At 66.6% G+C, this 15,941-nt stretch carries 15 protein-coding genes; 10 read left to right on the top strand and 5 right to left on the bottom strand.

The window, feature by feature from the left end; genetic code table 11:
• Positions 1 to 2 precede the first annotated feature (2 nt).
• The gene (locus ACIPXZ_RS10450; RefSeq protein ID WP_400593491.1) at positions 3 to 1,643 is read right to left on the bottom strand and encodes an ABC transporter substrate-binding protein; all 1,641 of its coding nucleotides are present in this window, start codon (positions 1,641 to 1,643) and stop codon (positions 3 to 5) included.
• Complete coding sequence (locus tag ACIPXZ_RS10445) at positions 1,640 to 3,322, bottom strand: amidohydrolase (protein ID WP_400593488.1); 1,683 nt, start codon at positions 3,320 to 3,322, stop codon at positions 1,640 to 1,642. Before ACIPXZ_RS10445 ends, ACIPXZ_RS10450 begins: the two co-directional genes overlap by 4 nt.
• Positions 3,323 to 3,500: 178 nt before the next feature.
• On the opposite strand from ACIPXZ_RS10445, the gene ACIPXZ_RS10440 reads away from it, so the two are divergent.
• From ACIPXZ_RS10440 to ACIPXZ_RS10400, 9 genes are all read left to right on the top strand, one after another.
• Entirely contained in the window at positions 3,501 to 4,184 is a 684-nt protein-coding gene (locus ACIPXZ_RS10440; RefSeq protein ID WP_400593486.1) for a TetR/AcrR family transcriptional regulator, read from the top strand.
• Between the two features lie 73 nt (positions 4,185 to 4,257).
• Positions 4,258 to 5,736 carry a gamma-aminobutyraldehyde dehydrogenase gene (locus tag ACIPXZ_RS10435; RefSeq protein ID WP_400593483.1) on the top strand — a complete coding sequence of 493 codons (1,479 nt, stop codon included), beginning with the start codon at positions 4,258 to 4,260 and terminating at the stop codon, positions 5,734 to 5,736.
• Positions 5,737 to 5,819: 83 nt separating this feature from the next.
• Positions 5,820 to 6,560, top strand: a complete 741-nt coding sequence (locus tag ACIPXZ_RS10430) for a sugar phosphate isomerase/epimerase family protein (protein WP_400593481.1) — start codon at positions 5,820 to 5,822, stop codon at positions 6,558 to 6,560.
• A gap of 49 nt (positions 6,561 to 6,609) precedes the next feature.
• Positions 6,610 to 7,020: an aspartate 1-decarboxylase gene (panD, locus tag ACIPXZ_RS10425; protein WP_400593478.1), complete on the top strand. Its 411-nt coding sequence runs from the start codon at positions 6,610 to 6,612 to the stop codon at positions 7,018 to 7,020.
• Between the two features lie 365 nt (positions 7,021 to 7,385).
• Positions 7,386 to 8,375, top strand: coding sequence for a siderophore ABC transporter substrate-binding protein (locus ACIPXZ_RS10420; RefSeq protein WP_400593475.1), 990 nt, complete (start codon positions 7,386 to 7,388; stop codon positions 8,373 to 8,375).
• Positions 8,376 to 8,387: 12 nt separating this feature from the next.
• On the top strand, positions 8,388 to 9,377 hold the full coding sequence (locus ACIPXZ_RS10415; protein ID WP_400593472.1) for an ABC transporter permease: 990 nt from the start codon (positions 8,388 to 8,390) through the stop codon (positions 9,375 to 9,377).
• Positions 9,374 to 10,387 carry an iron chelate uptake ABC transporter family permease subunit gene (locus ACIPXZ_RS10410; protein WP_400593469.1) on the top strand — a complete coding sequence of 338 codons (1,014 nt, stop codon included), beginning with the start codon at positions 9,374 to 9,376 and terminating at the stop codon, positions 10,385 to 10,387. Before ACIPXZ_RS10415 ends, ACIPXZ_RS10410 begins: the two co-directional genes overlap by 4 nt.
• Positions 10,384 to 11,157 carry an ABC transporter ATP-binding protein gene (locus tag ACIPXZ_RS10405; protein ID WP_400593466.1) on the top strand — a complete coding sequence of 258 codons (774 nt, stop codon included), beginning with the start codon at positions 10,384 to 10,386 and terminating at the stop codon, positions 11,155 to 11,157. Before ACIPXZ_RS10410 ends, ACIPXZ_RS10405 begins: the two co-directional genes overlap by 4 nt.
• An 80-nt stretch (positions 11,158 to 11,237) precedes the next feature.
• Positions 11,238 to 11,450, top strand: coding sequence for a DUF4287 domain-containing protein (locus ACIPXZ_RS10400; RefSeq protein ID WP_400593463.1), 213 nt, complete (start codon positions 11,238 to 11,240; stop codon positions 11,448 to 11,450).
• 26 nt (positions 11,451 to 11,476) lie between these two features.
• Here ACIPXZ_RS10400 and ACIPXZ_RS10395 read toward each other — a convergent pair whose 3' ends face one another.
• Entirely contained in the window at positions 11,477 to 12,526 is a 1,050-nt protein-coding gene (locus tag ACIPXZ_RS10395) for a heparan-alpha-glucosaminide N-acetyltransferase domain-containing protein (RefSeq protein ID WP_400593460.1), read from the bottom strand.
• 122 nt (positions 12,527 to 12,648) lie between these two features.
• Here ACIPXZ_RS10395 and ACIPXZ_RS10390 point away from each other — a divergent pair, with 122 nt between their 5' ends.
• On the top strand, positions 12,649 to 13,584 hold the full coding sequence (locus ACIPXZ_RS10390; protein WP_400593457.1) for an AEC family transporter: 936 nt from the start codon (positions 12,649 to 12,651) through the stop codon (positions 13,582 to 13,584).
• A gap of 79 nt (positions 13,585 to 13,663) precedes the next feature.
• Here ACIPXZ_RS10390 and ACIPXZ_RS10385 read toward each other — a convergent pair whose 3' ends face one another.
• A complete protein-coding gene (locus tag ACIPXZ_RS10385; RefSeq protein WP_400593454.1) occupies positions 13,664 to 14,593 on the bottom strand; it encodes a hypothetical protein in 930 nt (309 codons plus the stop codon).
• 288 nt (positions 14,594 to 14,881) lie between these two features.
• Positions 14,882 to 15,898 carry a hypothetical protein gene (locus ACIPXZ_RS10380; RefSeq protein ID WP_400593451.1) on the bottom strand — a complete coding sequence of 339 codons (1,017 nt, stop codon included), beginning with the start codon at positions 15,896 to 15,898 and terminating at the stop codon, positions 14,882 to 14,884.
• Positions 15,899 to 15,941: the final 43 nt, after the last annotated feature.

Raw genomic sequence — 15,941 nt, 5'->3', positions numbered from 1 at the left:
GGTCAGCGGCCTCCGATCTGTGCGGCCCAGGGGTAGTACATGTAGTTGATGGACGGGTCGGCGCCGGTGATGCGCTTGCCCAGCCACATAGAGGTGACGGTTTCGTAGAGCGGACCCCAGACGACCTCGTCGCTGGCGATCTTCGCGGCCTGCGCCGTCAGCTTGGCCCGCTGGTCCGGGTCCTTGGTGCCGATGGCCTGGTTGACCAGCGCGTCGTACTTCGGGCTGGACCAGCCTCCATAGTTGCTGAAGTCCCCGGTGCGGAGCACGCTGTACATCTCCAGCGGTTCGGTGCTGGAGAGGTACCAGGATGTCAGCACCAGATCCGTGCCCTTGCGAGCCTCCGGGTCGGAGAACAGCGTGGTGTATTTGTCATTGGACATGGTCCTGATCTCCGGCACCAGGCCGATGTCCTTGGCGGCCGAGGCGATGGCCCGGGTCTCGATGTCGAAGGCCGCACTCAGCGAGGCGGTGGAGAACACCACCTTCTTCCCGCTGGCGCCGGCCTCCTTGACCAGCTTGCGGGCCTCGTCCAGGTTGTAGTCCAGCGGGGCCAGTCCCTTGAAGGCCTCGTCGACGGTGGACGGCTTCGCCGCGCCCCACACATTGCGTGTGGTCAGGGCGTCGGTGGGCTTGGCATAGCCCTGCTCCGCGGCCTTGATCAAGGCGGGACGGTTGATGGCCATCATGAGGGCCTTGCGCACCCGGACGTCCTTGAACGTGCCGGCGAGGTCCGTGAAAACGAGGCTCTGGACGGTGGTGTCCCGTCCGAAGTAGAGAGTGCCGGCGTCCGTGTTGGCCTTCAGGATGTCCGCCGCATTGGACGGGATCATGAACGCGCCGTCGATCTCGCCGGTCTGCAGGGCGTTGATCCGGGCGCTCGCGTCACTGAGGATCTTGAAGCTGACGTGCTTCGCCTTGGCCTTGAGTTTCGGGTCCCAGTAGTCGTCGAATCGGCTGAGATTCACGCTCTCCCCGGCATCCCAGGAGTCGAATTTGAATGGGCCAGTGCAGTTCACACCCGCAGCGGAGTTGCCGTAGTCCTTGCCGTCCTTCGCGAGGGTCTTGGCGGATTCCACGACGCCCGGTGCGCCGACGAGGGCCGAGTTGAGGGTGTAGTCCGGCTTGGCCATGGTGATGGTCACCTGGTACGGGCCGGTCTTGTCGATGCTCTCCACGTTCTGGAAGGCGGATGCCCAGAACGAGCCCACCTTCTCGTCCAGGTGCCGGCGGAGGGAGGCCACGACGTCGTCGGCGGTCATGACGGTCTCATCGTGGAACTTGACGCCCTGACGGATGGTGTAGACCCAGTGCAGGGGGTCGGGATTGTCCACCTTGGTGGCCAGGCCCGGGGAGACCGTCAGGTCCTTGTTCCAGCGGAACAGGGAGTCGCAGATGTTGGAGAGGATGGTGTTGTCCGGGTAGTCGAAGGCGTAGGCGTAGTCCAGCGAGAACGGCTCCGCGTACATGGCCCAGCTGAAGCTGTCGATCTCCTTGCTGGGCGCGGGCGAGGTCTCACTCAGGGTGAACTTCGCCCCGCCGTCGCCGTCCCCCGCTGCGTTGCCGATGCGTCCGCAGCCGGAGAGTGCCAGCGCACCGACGACGGCGGTGGCCACCAGCGCGGTCCAGCGGCCGGCCCTCATGCCGTCGCCTCGGCGTCGTCCGCGGCGCGCTCGAAGACCTGTTCGCCGTCGATCCAGGTCTGAAGCACCCGTGCGCTGTGGAGCTGCTCGGCCGGGAGTTCGAAGATGTTGCGGTCCAGCACCGCGAAATCGGCCAGCGCCCCCTCGGACAGGGTGCCGGTGAGATGATCCAGCCGGTTCAGCCAGGCGGTTCCCTGGGTGTAGGCGTCCAGGATCTGCTTCAGGCTCAGCTTCTGGTGGTCCGGGCCGAGCGGTTCGCGGCGTTCGCCCGGCCCCACCCGGTTCACGGCGACATGGATGGCGGCCAGGGGGTCGGCGGTGGACACCGGCCAGTCGCTGCCCGCCGCCAGGCGTGCTCCGTGCCGGGCCAGCTCCCCGAACGGATAGTGCCGTTCCTCGGCGTCCGGTTCCAGGAAGGGCAGGGTGAGCTCGTCCATCTGCTCCTCGTGGCAGGCCCAGAGCGCCTGGAGGTTGGCGGTTGCGTCCAGCTCCGCGAAGCGCGGGGTGTCCTCCGCCCGGACCAGCTGGAGGTGTGCGAGATGGTGCCGGTTACCGGTCACCCCGTTGACCGAACGGGCATGTTCCAGAGCGTCGAGCGCGTCCGTGACCGCACGGTCGCCGAGCGCGTGGAAATGCACCTGGAAGCCGTGGCCGTCCAGCTCCGTGACGAAGCCCTTGAGATCCTCCGTGTCGAAGAATTCGATCCCCCGGTTGTCGGTGTGGTGGCCGTGGTGGTCCCGGTACGGGTGGTGCATGGCGGCGGTGAAGTTCTCCGCGACGCCGTCCACCATGACCTTGACGGTGCTCGCGGTGAGCCGTTCCGGGGTGGCCGCCTGCGCCACGCGCTCACGCCGCTCGAGGATGGGCTGCAATTGGGCGCGCCCGGCCGTACGGTCCCACCACTGGCAGATCCGCACGCGTACTTTCAGCTCACCCGCTTGGACCGCGTCGAGGTAGAGCTCCAGGGTGTCCGTCTGCCCGTCCTCCGGCACGGCGACCCAGGCGTCCTGCCAGGCGGTGATGCCCTGGGAGAGCATCAGCTCCTGGGCCTTGAGCAGACCGGCGTAGGCGAGGTCGCGGGAGGTTCCCGGTTTCACACCGTTGAAGAGGTCCATGGCGCCTTCATGCACGGTGCCCGCGGGGAATCCGTCCGGCTCCCGCTCGAAGCGTCCACTGTCCGGGTCCGGGGTGGCGGCGTCGATGCCGGCCGACTCGAACGCCTTGGTGTTGGCCCAGGCCCCGTGATGGTCCCGGTTCTGCAGGAACACCGGGCGGTCCGGGACCACCGCGTCCAGGAGCGCGCGGACCGGGGTTCCGCCGGGGAACTGGTCCATGGACCAGCCTGCGCCCAGGATCCAGGGCTCGTCCGGGTTCTCTTCGGCGTAGCGGCGGACGGCCTCCACGGCCTCCTCGGCGTTCTCCACGGTGGTCAGATCACATTGCAGCAGTTCCACACCCGCGAAGACGGGGTGCATGTGGGCGTCCTGGAAACCGGGGACCACGAGCCGCCCTGTGAGGTCGTGCCGCCGGGTCTGCTCATCCACCAGGGCGGAGAGTGTCCCAGGGTCCCCGACGGCCAGGATGCGACCGCCGTCGACGGCGATGTCCGCCCGCCGCGGCGCGGGCGAGTGGCCGGTGTAGACCCATCCGTTCTCCAGGATGGTCTGGGCTGCTGCCATGAGCTCCTCAAATCTGTCTGTGGGGCTGGATTGGACACGACACTATGACGCGGGTCACAGTTAAGTCAACGGTGTTGACATTGTTAATGACATTCGCCCTGACAGACTCTTTGCCCCACCTTGGGCATCGTGTAGCGTGAGGGTCCAGAAAGCAAGCAGACGGAAGCGGGGTGGATAGATGGCGCGGGCCGCGCAGCAGTCTGAACGCCGCGCACGCCTGGACGCGGACACCATCATCGATGCAGTGCTCCGGATCGCACGCCAGGAACCCAACGAACGCCTCACCTTCCGCCGTCTCGGCGAGGAACTCGGAGTGGACGCCACCGCCGTCTACCGCCACTTCCGCAACCGGGACGCGATCATCCGGGCCGCACTCGACCGCCTGTTCGCACTCTCCGTGAAACGCACCCTGGACGCCGGGGCGCATCACGGATGGCGCTCCCGGCTCGAAGCGTACCTGGACGAGCTCCTGAGGGTCTTCATGCAACACCCCTCCCTCGGCAGCGAGGCCTTCGCCACGGACACCTACGGTCCCGGAGAACTGCAAGCCATCGAATTCGTCCTGGGATGCCTCACCGACGCAGGCCTGCCCGAAGAACGCGTGGTCCACTACTACGCGGCGCTGGAGGGCTACACCCTGGCACTCGGCGCAGGCATCGCTCTGGAGATCCAGCGGCTGCCGGACTCGGCCGGCCACGATCCCTGGCTGAACCCCAGGGTCTTCACCCGGCTGGGCGGACACCCCTTGCTGGAGAAACACCACACGGGCCTGGCCCGACTGGATTCACTGAGCACCTTCCAGGCCGGGCTCTCGGCCATCCTGGACAGCGCCGAACGCGAAAGCGCCCCCTCCGCCTCTTGAGTGCTCAGTGGTGGCGGGTTTCGGGCTTCCTGACCCACCACATGTGAGCACTCAACGCCAGAAAGGCTCTTCCATGCACCAGTTCATCGACGGCGCACTCCGCGCCGGCTCCTCCGGCGAGACCGCCGACGTCATCAACCCCGCCACCGGCCAGGTCACGGCCACCGTGGAGCTCGCCGGGCTGGAGGACCTCGAAGCAGCGGTCGCAGCCGCCCGCGCCGCCTTCCCTGGCTGGTCCACCACCACCCCCGGGGCCCGGTCCGCCATCCTCCAACGCTTCGCCCGGATCCTGGAGTCCCGGGCCGAGGAATTCGCCCAGGCGGAGAGCTCCCAGACCGGCAAACCCCTGCGGCTGTGCCGGGAGTTCGACGTCCCCGGCACCATCGACAATGTGGACTTCTTCGCGGGCGCGGCACGCAATCTGGAGGGCAAGGCCATGGCCGAGTACTCCGGCGAGCACAGCTCCGCGATCCGCCGTGAGGCGATCGGCGTCGTGGGTTCCATCGCGCCGTGGAACTACCCGCTCCAGATGGCGGCCTGGAAAATCCTCCCCGCCATCGCCGCGGGCAACACCGTGGTGCTCAAGCCTGCCGAGATCACACCGCTGACCTCGATTCTCTTCGCCCAGGCGCTCAGCGAGGCGGGGCTGCCAGACGGCGTCGTGAACGTGGTGGTGGGCCGCGGACCCACCGTCGGCGCGGCGCTCATGCAGCATCCCGGCGTCGACATGGTCTCCTTCACCGGGTCCACCGGAGTGGGGCGCACGGTGCTCGAAGCCGCGGCGGTCAACGCCAAGCGCGTGCACCTGGAGCTGGGCGGCAAGGCGCCTTTCGTGGTGTTCGACGACGCCGATGTGGACGCCGCCGTGCACGGCGCGGTCGCGGGAGCGCTGATCAACTCGGGCCAGGACTGCACGGCGGCCACCCGCGCGATCGTGCATCGGAGCCTGTACGAGGAGTTCGTCGCAAAGGTCTCCGCCCGCTTCGATGCGATCGTGCTGGGCGTGCCGGAGGACGAGAGCGCGGACATCGGTGCGCTGTCGTCCTTCAAACACCGCGATCACGTGTCCGGCATGGTCGAGCGGGCACGCGGATATGCTCGCATCACCGCCGGAGGTCTTGCCCCCACGGAGGGCGCACTCGCCAAGGGGGCGTTCTATCGCCCGACCGTGGTGGTCGACGCTGCACCGGACTCGGAGATCGTGAAGAACGAGGTGTTCGGACCCGTGCTGACGGTGTTGCCCTTCGACTCCGACGAGGAGGCCATCGCCCTCGCCAATGACACCGTGTACGGGCTCGCCGCCTCCGCCTGGACGCGCAGCCTGACCCGGGCTCTGCGCGCGACGAGAGAGATCAAGGCCGGTTGTGTCTGGGTCAACGACCACATCCCGATCATCTCCGAGATGCCGCACGGCGGCTTCAAGCAGTCCGGCTTCGGCAAAGACATGTCCGCCTACTCCTTCGAGGAGTACACGCAGGTCAAACACGTCATGTTCGAGCTCGGCGGCGTGGTCGAGAAGGACTGGCACCGCACGATCTTCGCGCTGCGCTGAGCCTCTTTCGGGGACCGGGCGGCGCCGTGTGCACGTGTGATCGCTTGCCACGGCGTCACCCTCCGCATCCCTAGGCTGGGCGCATGAACATCTCCCTGGGCCTCTGCTCCGTGACCTTCCGGCGGCTCGACGTGCCCGCGGTGCTGGCCGCCGTCGGACATGCAGGGCTGGACGGGGTCGAATGGGGTGCGGACGTGCACTGCCCGGACCCGGCGACGGCGCGTTCCGTCCGGTCGGCCACGGCCGAGGCGGGGAGGCGTGTTTTCTCCCTGGGCTCCTATTTCCGGGCTGAAGGCGAGGATTTCACTGAAACCCTGGAGACCGCGGTGGCGCTCGGCGCTCCGCGGGTGCGGGTCTGGGCGGGCAGCCGCGGCAGCGCCGAGTCCGATACCGCCCACCGCAACACAGTGGTCCGGCAGCTGCGGAACGCCGCCGATGCGGCGGCGGAGGCCGGCGTCGTCGTCGCCCTGGAGTATCACCGCAACACCCTCACCGACACCCTCGACGGAACGCACGCGCTGCTGGAAGAGGTGGGGCGGGAGAATCTCGGGGTGTACTGGCAGCCGAATGTGGATCAGCCCGACGACGACGCGCTGCGGCATCTGCGGGCGCTCCTGCCGTGGCTGCGCGGCGCGCACTGCTTCTCCTGGTGGCCGTTCGATACCCGGCTTCCGCTCGCCGCACGGGAGGGACTGTGGCGCGGGGCGATGGACATACTGGGCGGTTCCGGGGTGCCGGTCGATGTGATGTTCGAGTTCGTGCCGGACGACGCCTCCGAGGCTCTGGTCCGCGACGCCGAATGGTTACGGGGCGTGCTGGGCTGACTCCGCGCCCGGCGCCGCGTCCGCGAGTCCGGCGTAGACTTGAGGCGCTATGTTGCGCACGATGTTCAAGTCCAAGATCCACCGGGCCACGGTGACACACGCCGATCTCCACTACGTGGGATCGGTGACGGTCGACCTCGACCTCCTCGAGGCCTCTGACATCCTGCCCGGCGAATTGGTCTCGATCGTGGATGTGACGAACGGTTCCCGTCTGGAGACCTACACGATCGCCGGCGAGCGCGGCTCCGGAGTGATCGGTATCAACGGAGCGGCCGCGCACCTGGTGCACGTGGGCGACACCGTGATCCTCATGAGCTACGGCCAGATGACCACCGAGGAGGCACGCGAGTTCGTGCCGAGCGTGGTGCACGTCGACGGCATGAACCGCATCATCCAGCTGGGCTCCGACCCGGCCGAGGCCGTGACGGCAGGTTCCGTCCGCCCCCCGCACGCACTCTGAAGCGCTCCGCTCGCCCTCGCGACTGGGCACTAAATCACAGTGTTCCGCACCGCGACTGCGATTTAGTGCCTACTCGACGGGGACGGCCTGACCCACCGGTTCCACCCACCGACCTCGCTAGTTCCATGCCAAACCGCTCAAACAATGAGCGAATTCGCAACCACATAGCGAGTTCGCGTGGAATTGCGCCCTGGGTAGCGGACTCGGCGGGAACCCCCGGCTGGAAGTAGCGAATTCGACCGCTCCCAGCACCCATGACCCCCGTCACTTAAGTTGAGGTAAGCCTTACCTTCCTATAGCGTGTGTTTTTGGCAAATAAAGGAACAATTTTGTTGCCTAATCATTCGCATCGTTGGAGGACAGCTTTGTCACGCTTCAAGACCCTCGCCACGGGAACGGCCCTGGTCGCAGCACTTATCGGACTTTCCGCCTGCGGCAACGCCGGCGACACCAAGGCCGCCGACGCCGGCAACGCCACCATCACCATCCAGACGAACACCGGGTCCATGGACGTCAAGACCAAACCGGCCCGCATCGCCGCCCTCGACAACACCTCCATGGCCACGATCAAGGCCTTGGGTGTCGAGCCGGTCGCCGTTCCCAAGACCCTCCTTCCGAAGGACGGCTACCAGGACTGGGCCTCCAACGACGCCATCAAGGACGCCGGCAGCCACCGCGAGCCCAAGTTCGAGAACATCAGCGAGGCGCAGCCGGATCTGATCATCGGCGGCTACCGCTTCTCGAGCCACACGGAGAAGCTCAGCAAGATCGCGCCCGTGGTCGACATCGCACCCTCCGACAAGGAAGGCGCCTCCTACCTGGACGGCCTGAAGAAACAGACCCTCACCCTGGGCGACATCCTGGACAAGAAGGAGGAGGCGAAGAAGATCGTCGCGGATCTCGACGCCGCCGTCGCCGACTCCAAGAAGGCCACCAACGGCCAGACCGTCTTCCTCGCCAACTCCTCCGGTGGCAAGATCGACAACGGTGCGGGCCGGATCGGCCGCGTGATGGAGGGTGTGAACCTCAAGGACGTCTTCTCCAAGGACGACGGCAAGCTCAAGTCCGACTCCGTGCACAACAACTCCGGTCTCTCCCCCGAGACCGTCGCCGCTGCCAAGCCCGAGTGGATGATCGTGATGGACCGCGATGCCGCCGTCACCGAGGCAGGCAAGGACTTCAAGCCTGCGAAGTCGGTCATCGAAGGCCTCGGCAGCGTCTGGAAGGACACCCCGTTCTTCGCCAAGAACCAGATCGTCTACCTGCCCGCCGACTTCTACCTGACCGAGGGCATCCAGGCGTACACCGACGTCTTCAAGGGCATCGCCACGGCGTTCAACGGCGCCGCCAAGTAATCGCGTAACGCAGTGACTTCACGCCTCTTCAGGATGGCGACGGCGGCCGCCGTCGCCATCCTGCTGTTCGTTTCGCTTCTGGTGGGCGGCTATGACATCTCCCTCCCGAAGCTCTTCAGCGACCCCGCCGCGCAGGAGATGTTCTGGCTGTCCCGGGTGCCGCGCACCCTGGCCTTGGTCTTCGCCGCGGCCGCCATGAGCATCTCCGGCGTGATCATGCAGATGGTCACCCAGAACAAGTTCGTCGAGCCGAGCACCGCAGGCACCAGTCAGTGGGCCGGGCTCGGCATGCTCGTGGTGCTGCTGATCGCCCCGGAGGCCACTCCCCTGGTCAAGATGGCGGTCGCCACGGGCCTCGCCTTCCTGGGGACCTGGCTCTTCCTGGCCATCCTGGACCGCATCCGGCTGCGTTCCTCCGTGGTGGTCCCCCTGGTGGGGATCATGCTCGGGGCCGTGGTCGGCGCTGCCACCACGTACCTGGCCGGGACCTTCAATCTCATGCAGGCCCTGACTTCCTGGCGTTCGGGTGGTTTCAGCGGCATCGTGCAGGGCTTCTACGAACCACTCTGGATCGTGGCCGGCATCGCCGTGGCGGCGTTCCTGGTGGCGGACCGGTTCACCGTCACCGGGCTCGGCCAGGACATGGCCACGGGTCTCGGCCTCAACTACCGCCGTGTCGTGTTCCTCGGCGTCATCATGGTGGCGCTGGCCACCGGGGTGACGAGCGTCGTGGTCGGCTTCATCCCGTTCCTCGGCCTGATCGTGCCGAACATGGTCTCGATGATCCTCGGCGATGACCTCCGCCGGAATCTTCCGTGGGTGGTGGCCGCCGGCGTCGCGCTCCTGCTCGCCTGCGATCTCATCGGCCGAGTCGTCGTCGCCCCGATGGAGATTCCCGCCTCCGTGGTCCTCGGGGCGCTCGGCGCCGTCGTCTTCATCATCCTGCTGCTGCGCAGCCAGCGCTCGGCGGCGGCCCCGGCTCTGGAACGGGAGCGCGCATGAGCACGACACTCGCACCGGTCGAGGCTCCCCTCGCCGCCGCCGGACGACGACGGCGCACGCCCCTGCGTCCGGGCACCCGCCTGGCGCTGATGGCCGCCGCGGTGCTGCTCGCCGTCGTCGCCTTCCTCTTCCTGTTCATCCGCGGTTCGTTCTGGTTCGCGCTGGATGCGCGGCTGTCGATGCTGGCGGCCATGGTCATCGCGGCGTTCACGCAGGGTGTGGGCACCGTGGTGTTCCACACGATCACGGGAAACCGCATCCTGACACCGTCGATCATGGGCTTGGATTCCCTCTATACGCTGTCCCAGACGCTCATGGTGTTCGTCTTCGGCGGGGCCGCGGTGGCCCAGCAGGAAGGCATCGGGAAGGTCCTGGCACAGACGGCGCTCATGGTGGTCTTCGCGACCGTCCTGTACCGCTGGCTGTTCTCCGGAAAGAACGGCAGCCTGTACATCCTGCTGCTGGTGGGCGTGGTGTTCGGCCTGGCTTTCGATTCGATCGCCGTGTTCGTGCAGCGCATGCTGAACCCGACGGACCACGATCTGCTCTCCGCCAAATTGTTCGGCCGGATGGGCGACGTCAACGCCTCGCACCTCCCGGTGGCCTTCGGGGTCTGCGCGGTGGTCGGCGCGATCCTGTGGCTGCGGCGCTACCGGCTGGACGTGCTGCTGCTCGGCCGGGATACGGCCCAGGGGCTGGGCGTGGACCACCGGCGTGAACTCACGCTCATGCTGGTCCTCGTCTCCGTCATGGTGGCGTTCTCCACGGCCCTGGTGGGGCCCATGACGTTCTTCGGCTTCGTCGTGGCGACCTTGGCCTACCAAGTGGCAGGCAGTCACGAACACCGCTTCGTGATGCCGATGGCCTTCCTGCTGGGACTGTTCACGCTGGTGGCGGGGCAGTTCATCATGCAGCACGTGTTCTACGCGGCGGGTTTCCTGACCGTGATCATCGAATTCCTGGGCGGCATCGTGTTCCTGGTGCTGCTCCTGCGGAAGGGGCGGGTGTGATCTCTTTTTCTGATGTGACCAAGAACTACGGCGAGACGAGGGTCCTCGGACCGGTCTCCGCGACCATCCCGCAGGGTGGTGTGACGAGCCTGATCGGACCCAATGGTGCGGGAAAGTCGACCCTGCTGACCATTCTGGGCCGGCTCGCCGAGGCCGACTCGGGGACGGTGTCGGTGGGTGGGCTGGAGGTGCGCCGGGCGGATGGAAAGGGCGTCAAGAGCTCCGAGCTGGCCCGGACCGTGGCGATTCTGCGCCAGGAGAACCATCTGGCGGCGCGGCTGACCGTCCGGGATCTCGTGGCTCTCGGCCGGTTCCCGCATTCGCGAGGCCGGCTGACCGCTGCATGCGTCGAAGCGGTGGATGCGGCGCTGACGTTCCTGAACCTGACGGAACTCCAGGGGCGCTTCCTGGACCAGCTCTCCGGCGGACAGCGGCAACGGGCTTTCGTGGCCATGGTGCTGGCGCAGGACACGGACTACATCCTGCTCGACGAGCCGCTGAACAACCTCGACATGAAGCACGCCGTGCTCATGATGAAGCAGTTGCGCCGGGCGGCAGACGAACTGGGCAAGACGGTGGTGCTCGTGATCCACGATGTGAACTTCGCGGCCGCCTACTCGGACCGCATCCTGGCTCTGCGCAACGGCGTCCTGGTGCACGAGGGCACCGTCGAGGAGACCATGACCGCAGAGGTCCTGAGCAGCGTCTTCGACACCCCCGTCACCGTCCACACCATCGGTTGCCACCCGACGGCGGTGTACACGCACTGAGTGCGGGCACGCTCGTCGAACCCGGCAGCTTGTCGCGAGATGTGCCGGCAGGTATTCACGCGCGGTGGGATGATGGCCGTATGCCCGAGGAAAAGGTAACCGGACCGGCGTCGTATTTCCCGTCGATCGAGAAGAAGTACGGACAACCGATCAGCCATTGGATGGCCGAACTGGATGCTGTGGCGGACCGGAAGCACATGGAACAGGTGGCCTATCTCAAAGAGACGTTCGGCATGGGCCACGGTCACGCGAACGCCCTCGTGGGGTGGCACCGGCAGCACCACGGCGGCTGAGCGCGCTCTCCGGGTCCTGCGGGGAACTATTTGCCGACGGCCAGTCGTTCGTCTCTCACCCGGAACGGCTTGGGCCGCAGCGTGGCCCGGCCCATCAGCCACTCGACGGGGCCGGTACCGACCCAGCGATCCCAGCACCAGGACAACAACAGCGGCAGTAGCACCACGAGCGCCCAGCCGAACGGTTCGGGTCCGGAGAGGACCCGGCCATGAACGAGGAGCCAGAGCGCGATGAGCCCGACGTGGAGCAGATAGAGACTCAGGGCATGCCGGCCCCAGATCCGCAGTGGCGCGAAAATCCGGCGGATCACCGCGGCGGCCCCTCGTTCCCGCACCGTCGCGAGCAGGACCACGACCACATACACCGCGAAGACCAGCCCGACGTCGTGCAGCGTATCGACGTAGCTGCCCGAGACGCCGAAGTGGCGGCCCGTGACCCGCTCAGCGAGCGGGCGGACGGCGTAGGCCAGAGGCGCGATCACCGCCATCGTCCACAGCACGCGGTCGCGACGCAGACCGTGCCGGATGAGCAGCCCGCCCAGCAGGAAGAACGGCAAGAGATTGCTCAGCCGGTACGACGGCCCGAGCGCCACCAGGTCGGCCAGGAAACGCGTCACAGGATCCGCGGTCGCGATCCACGCCTGCGACCGCACGAAGGCATTGAACGGGTCGCTCGCCAGGGCGACGAACAAGGTGACGGCGGCCAGCCACGGGGTCCGGAGCCGCAGGAGCGGGACTCCGATGATCAGAAGCAGTCCAAGGTAGGCGAGTATGACCGCCACCCAGGTGCCCCACGTCGCCATCCAGAGCCCGAGCCCGATCAGGATGAGCCCACGCAGCGCCTGCTGCAGGAACATCCGGCCAGTGCCCGAGGAAGCATTCCAGCTCAGTTGCGCGGACATTCCCATGACGAGCGCGAACAGGGGCGAGGCGACGTCGTTGACATTGCCCACCACGAGCTGCACCACCCGGGGCGCGCTGAGGAAGAATCCCGCCGCGTGGGCGACGAGCATGGCGATGATCGCCACCCCGCGCAAGACATCAGGGACTGGCAGGCGGCGCCGCAAACGATTCATGTGACCCCCATCAGATGTTCCACCTCATCCTATGCGGCGGATCATGGCGGGCGGCAGTCCCCTTGCGCCCAATAAATGAGACAAAATAGTCCACAGTGCGGACGCGGAAGTAGGGTGAGACCGTGTTGGGAGTTCTCGCCGGTTTCTTCGTGGTCTGGTCCATCATCGGGGTGGGCTGGTTCGTGGGGCGTCGCAAGATCCTCGGGGAGAACGCAGGGCCCACCCTCAGCCGCCTGGCCTTCTTCGTCGCCAGCCCCGCACTCCTCTTCGAGACACTCTCCAAGGCTCGCCTCGAAGACGTCCTCGGGCCCCAGCTCGCGGTGGCCGCCATCGGCGGAACCGCCGTCGGCGTCGCCTATCACCTGGTCAGCAAGCTGCTGCTCAAACGTGAGACGCCGGAGAGCATCATCGGCGCCATGAGCGCCAGCCAGGCGAACAGTGCCAATCTGGGCATCCCCATCGCCGTGTACGTCCTCGGCGACGCGAGCTATGTGGCTCCCCTGCTGATCTTCCAGCTGGCGTTCTACAACCCGATCAACCTCATGCTTCTGGACGCCACCCTCGGCACCCGGAGCACCCGGCAGAACCCCGTGCTGAAATTCCTGCTGATCATCGTGCGCAACCCCGTGATCATGGCCTCGGCGCTGGCGCTCATCCTCTCGGCCCTGCACCTGAAACTGCCCGATCTCGTGCTCCAGCCGATCCACTTCATCGGCGGCGCGGCCGTCCCGGCCATGCTCATGTCCTTCGGCATGTCCCTGAACGGCAACCGCCCGCTCGCCGCGGCCAGCGGCCGTCGCGTCGACATTCTGGTGGCGTCGTCCTTCAAGCTGATCCTGCACCCGGTTCTGGCTTTTCTGGCGGCGCACTTCCTGCTCGGCCTCGAGGGCCACGCACTCTTCGCCGCCACCATCGCCGGGGCACTGCCCACGGCGCAGAACGTCTTCGTCGCCGCCAGCCGCTACCAGCAGGGCGTGACCGTGGCGAAGGACACCGTTCTCATCACAACGGTCATCGCCGTACCGGCCATGATCGTCATCGCGTCCTTCCTGCACTGACTCCCTTCTGCACCGACGACGACGGCGCGCGCCCAAGTGGGCGACGCAGCCCCCCTGGACGGAACCACACGACAGGCCGTCAGCTCAGGACCCACGGCGAAATGCGGGCGGCACGGTCAGGATCACAGCCGCTCAGCGCCGATCCCCAGCGGATCATGAGCAGGCCGGGACCTTCATTGCTTCGCGTCGCCTCGACCTGACTGCCGTCGAGGTACTTCTTCTGGTACTTCTCGATGCCGTCCGAGGTCACGACGACCTCCTCGATCCACGACGGGAGGGCTGCGGCGGGGAACCTGACCCAGAGCAGCACTTCCTGCATGGACCGCAGGGAGATGTGACCGCACTGGTTCCGCCGGGGATACCCCGAAGGGAACCTCACCTCGAACTCGAAGACCGTGGTCTCCCCCTCGGGCACCGTGTGGTCGATTGCGAAACGCCCTATCGATCCGACACCCCAGGACCCCGTTTCAGCCGCGATGAACCGGCAGCCTTGCAGGGCCGTGAAGACCGGCATGACATCCGTCGGCGCCTCCGTGTGATGGGACCAGCTGAATTCCGTGGCCGGACCGTCGACCGCTTGAACCCGCATGCGTACTCGGAGACGCTCGATCAGCCCCTGAGCATCCACGTCCGCGACCAGATGTGCGGACTGTTCCTGGAGGCCGACTTCCCCCACATTCGCGACCGTGCGCGCATAGACGGTCTCGAAATGTTCACTGAGGATCGGCGGCCGCCCCGGGTGACGTGACGGCTCCGGCTTCGTGCCATCCGGGATCAGCGAAGTCAGCTCCCCTGCAGCCAGGCCCAGGATCTCCTCGATTACGGACACCATCGACAGGGATTTGGCGCCCTGAGGCTTTCTCACGCCGGAACGCCAGTGGCTCAGAGCCCCGATCGACACCCATTCACCCCGCTTCGCCAGACGCCCTTGAAGAGAACTCAGCGACACTCCGGCCTCACGCAGGGCCGCGGCGAGAGCCTCGGAGAACTCAGTCGTTGACTTTCTCAAGGGCATCCTCGCAATCTCTGTTCGGCAATCTCTGTTCAAACGGCCAGCCGGCCGGCGTCGTGGGTCACAGCGGTCGGCGGCCTGCTGAGGGTCACTCAGCAGGCCGCCGACCACGGACGCTGCCACGGTCATCCCGCTCAGGTCCGGAGCGGGGGATCCCGGACCCGCGGTGGCGTCACCGTGATGCCCACGGGTGCGCCAGCCATGGCTTGCCTCAGAGACTGGCAAACTAAACCGATTAAGTCAACGCCATGTTGACTTAATCGACACATATTGCGTCAGTCGGCCTCAGCCGATCGCGACATCCGCGATGAGACCGTCAAGTTTCTTCATCCAGTCGAACGTGGACCGCGTGATGGTGTCGTCGCCCTCCTCCTTGCCGTCCCGATCGACGGCGTAGCCGAAGACTCCGCCTTTCTCTCCGCCCTGAGGCTGCCACCGCGCATAGGCCGCGGCCCTGCTGGTGTCGAAGGGGGCGTTGACGTCACCCCAGCGAGCTCCCCGCTCTTCGTAGAAGGAGAATCCCGGCAGGAATTGGCAGGACGAGATGTACGGGGCGAAGGTCTTCCAGCTCGACTCCAGCGATGCCGCACTGCGGCCATAGGCCTGAAGCAGGAGGTAGTCGATGTACGGGGCCGCCTGGCGCACGAGCGGGTGAGTGCCGTCGTCATTCGTATCGAGGATGAGGTACTTGCCGGTGCCGGACTTCGGGCCCAGAGACTTGCTCAGCGCCCGGATCACGCCGCTGGCACGCGTCAGCTCGTCCGCGGTCAGATTCCGCTCGAGATCGATGTCCAGACCGTCCAGACCGTACGGCCGGACATAGGTGTCCAGCAGTTGCTCGGCATAGGCCTCGTAGGAGGCCTCCGTGAGCGGTATCGACGCATCCGCGATCTTGTCCACGAACAGCGTGAAGATGACATCGGTGCCCTGGGCGTGCAGCTTCGGGATATAGCTGTCCCGCGCAGCGGCCCACATGTCCGGGTCGTCCGCCGGCGACGTCGCGAACATCGAGACGATGTCGACCTCCTCCGGGATGTCGTCCATGCGCTGGGAGTTCGGCGCACGGTCAGCAGCCTTCGTGGTCGCGACATCGCGCCACATCCGGTAATAACCGAGCGATACCGGTGGTGCCGAACATGTCCGGGCTCCGGTCGAGCCGCCCGCGGCGGTCTCTCCAAGGGGGATCTGCGACCCTGGAGAGGCCGGCGCGGCGTTGGCCGGTACACCGCAGAACGTGCCGAACATGGTGGCGAGGGCGACGGCGGACGCCGCCAGACCTCTGAGCCGACGGGTGGATGTCATCTCATGCTCCTTCATTTCGATATTCACAATGCGGATCGGCTGC

Source organism: Arthrobacter sp. NPDC090010 (assembly GCF_044748305.1).
Taxonomy (GTDB): domain Bacteria; phylum Actinomycetota; class Actinomycetes; order Actinomycetales; family Micrococcaceae; genus Arthrobacter_E.
The sequence above is the reverse complement of the archived record's forward strand: the minus strand, read 5'-3'. Positions and strand labels throughout refer to the sequence as shown.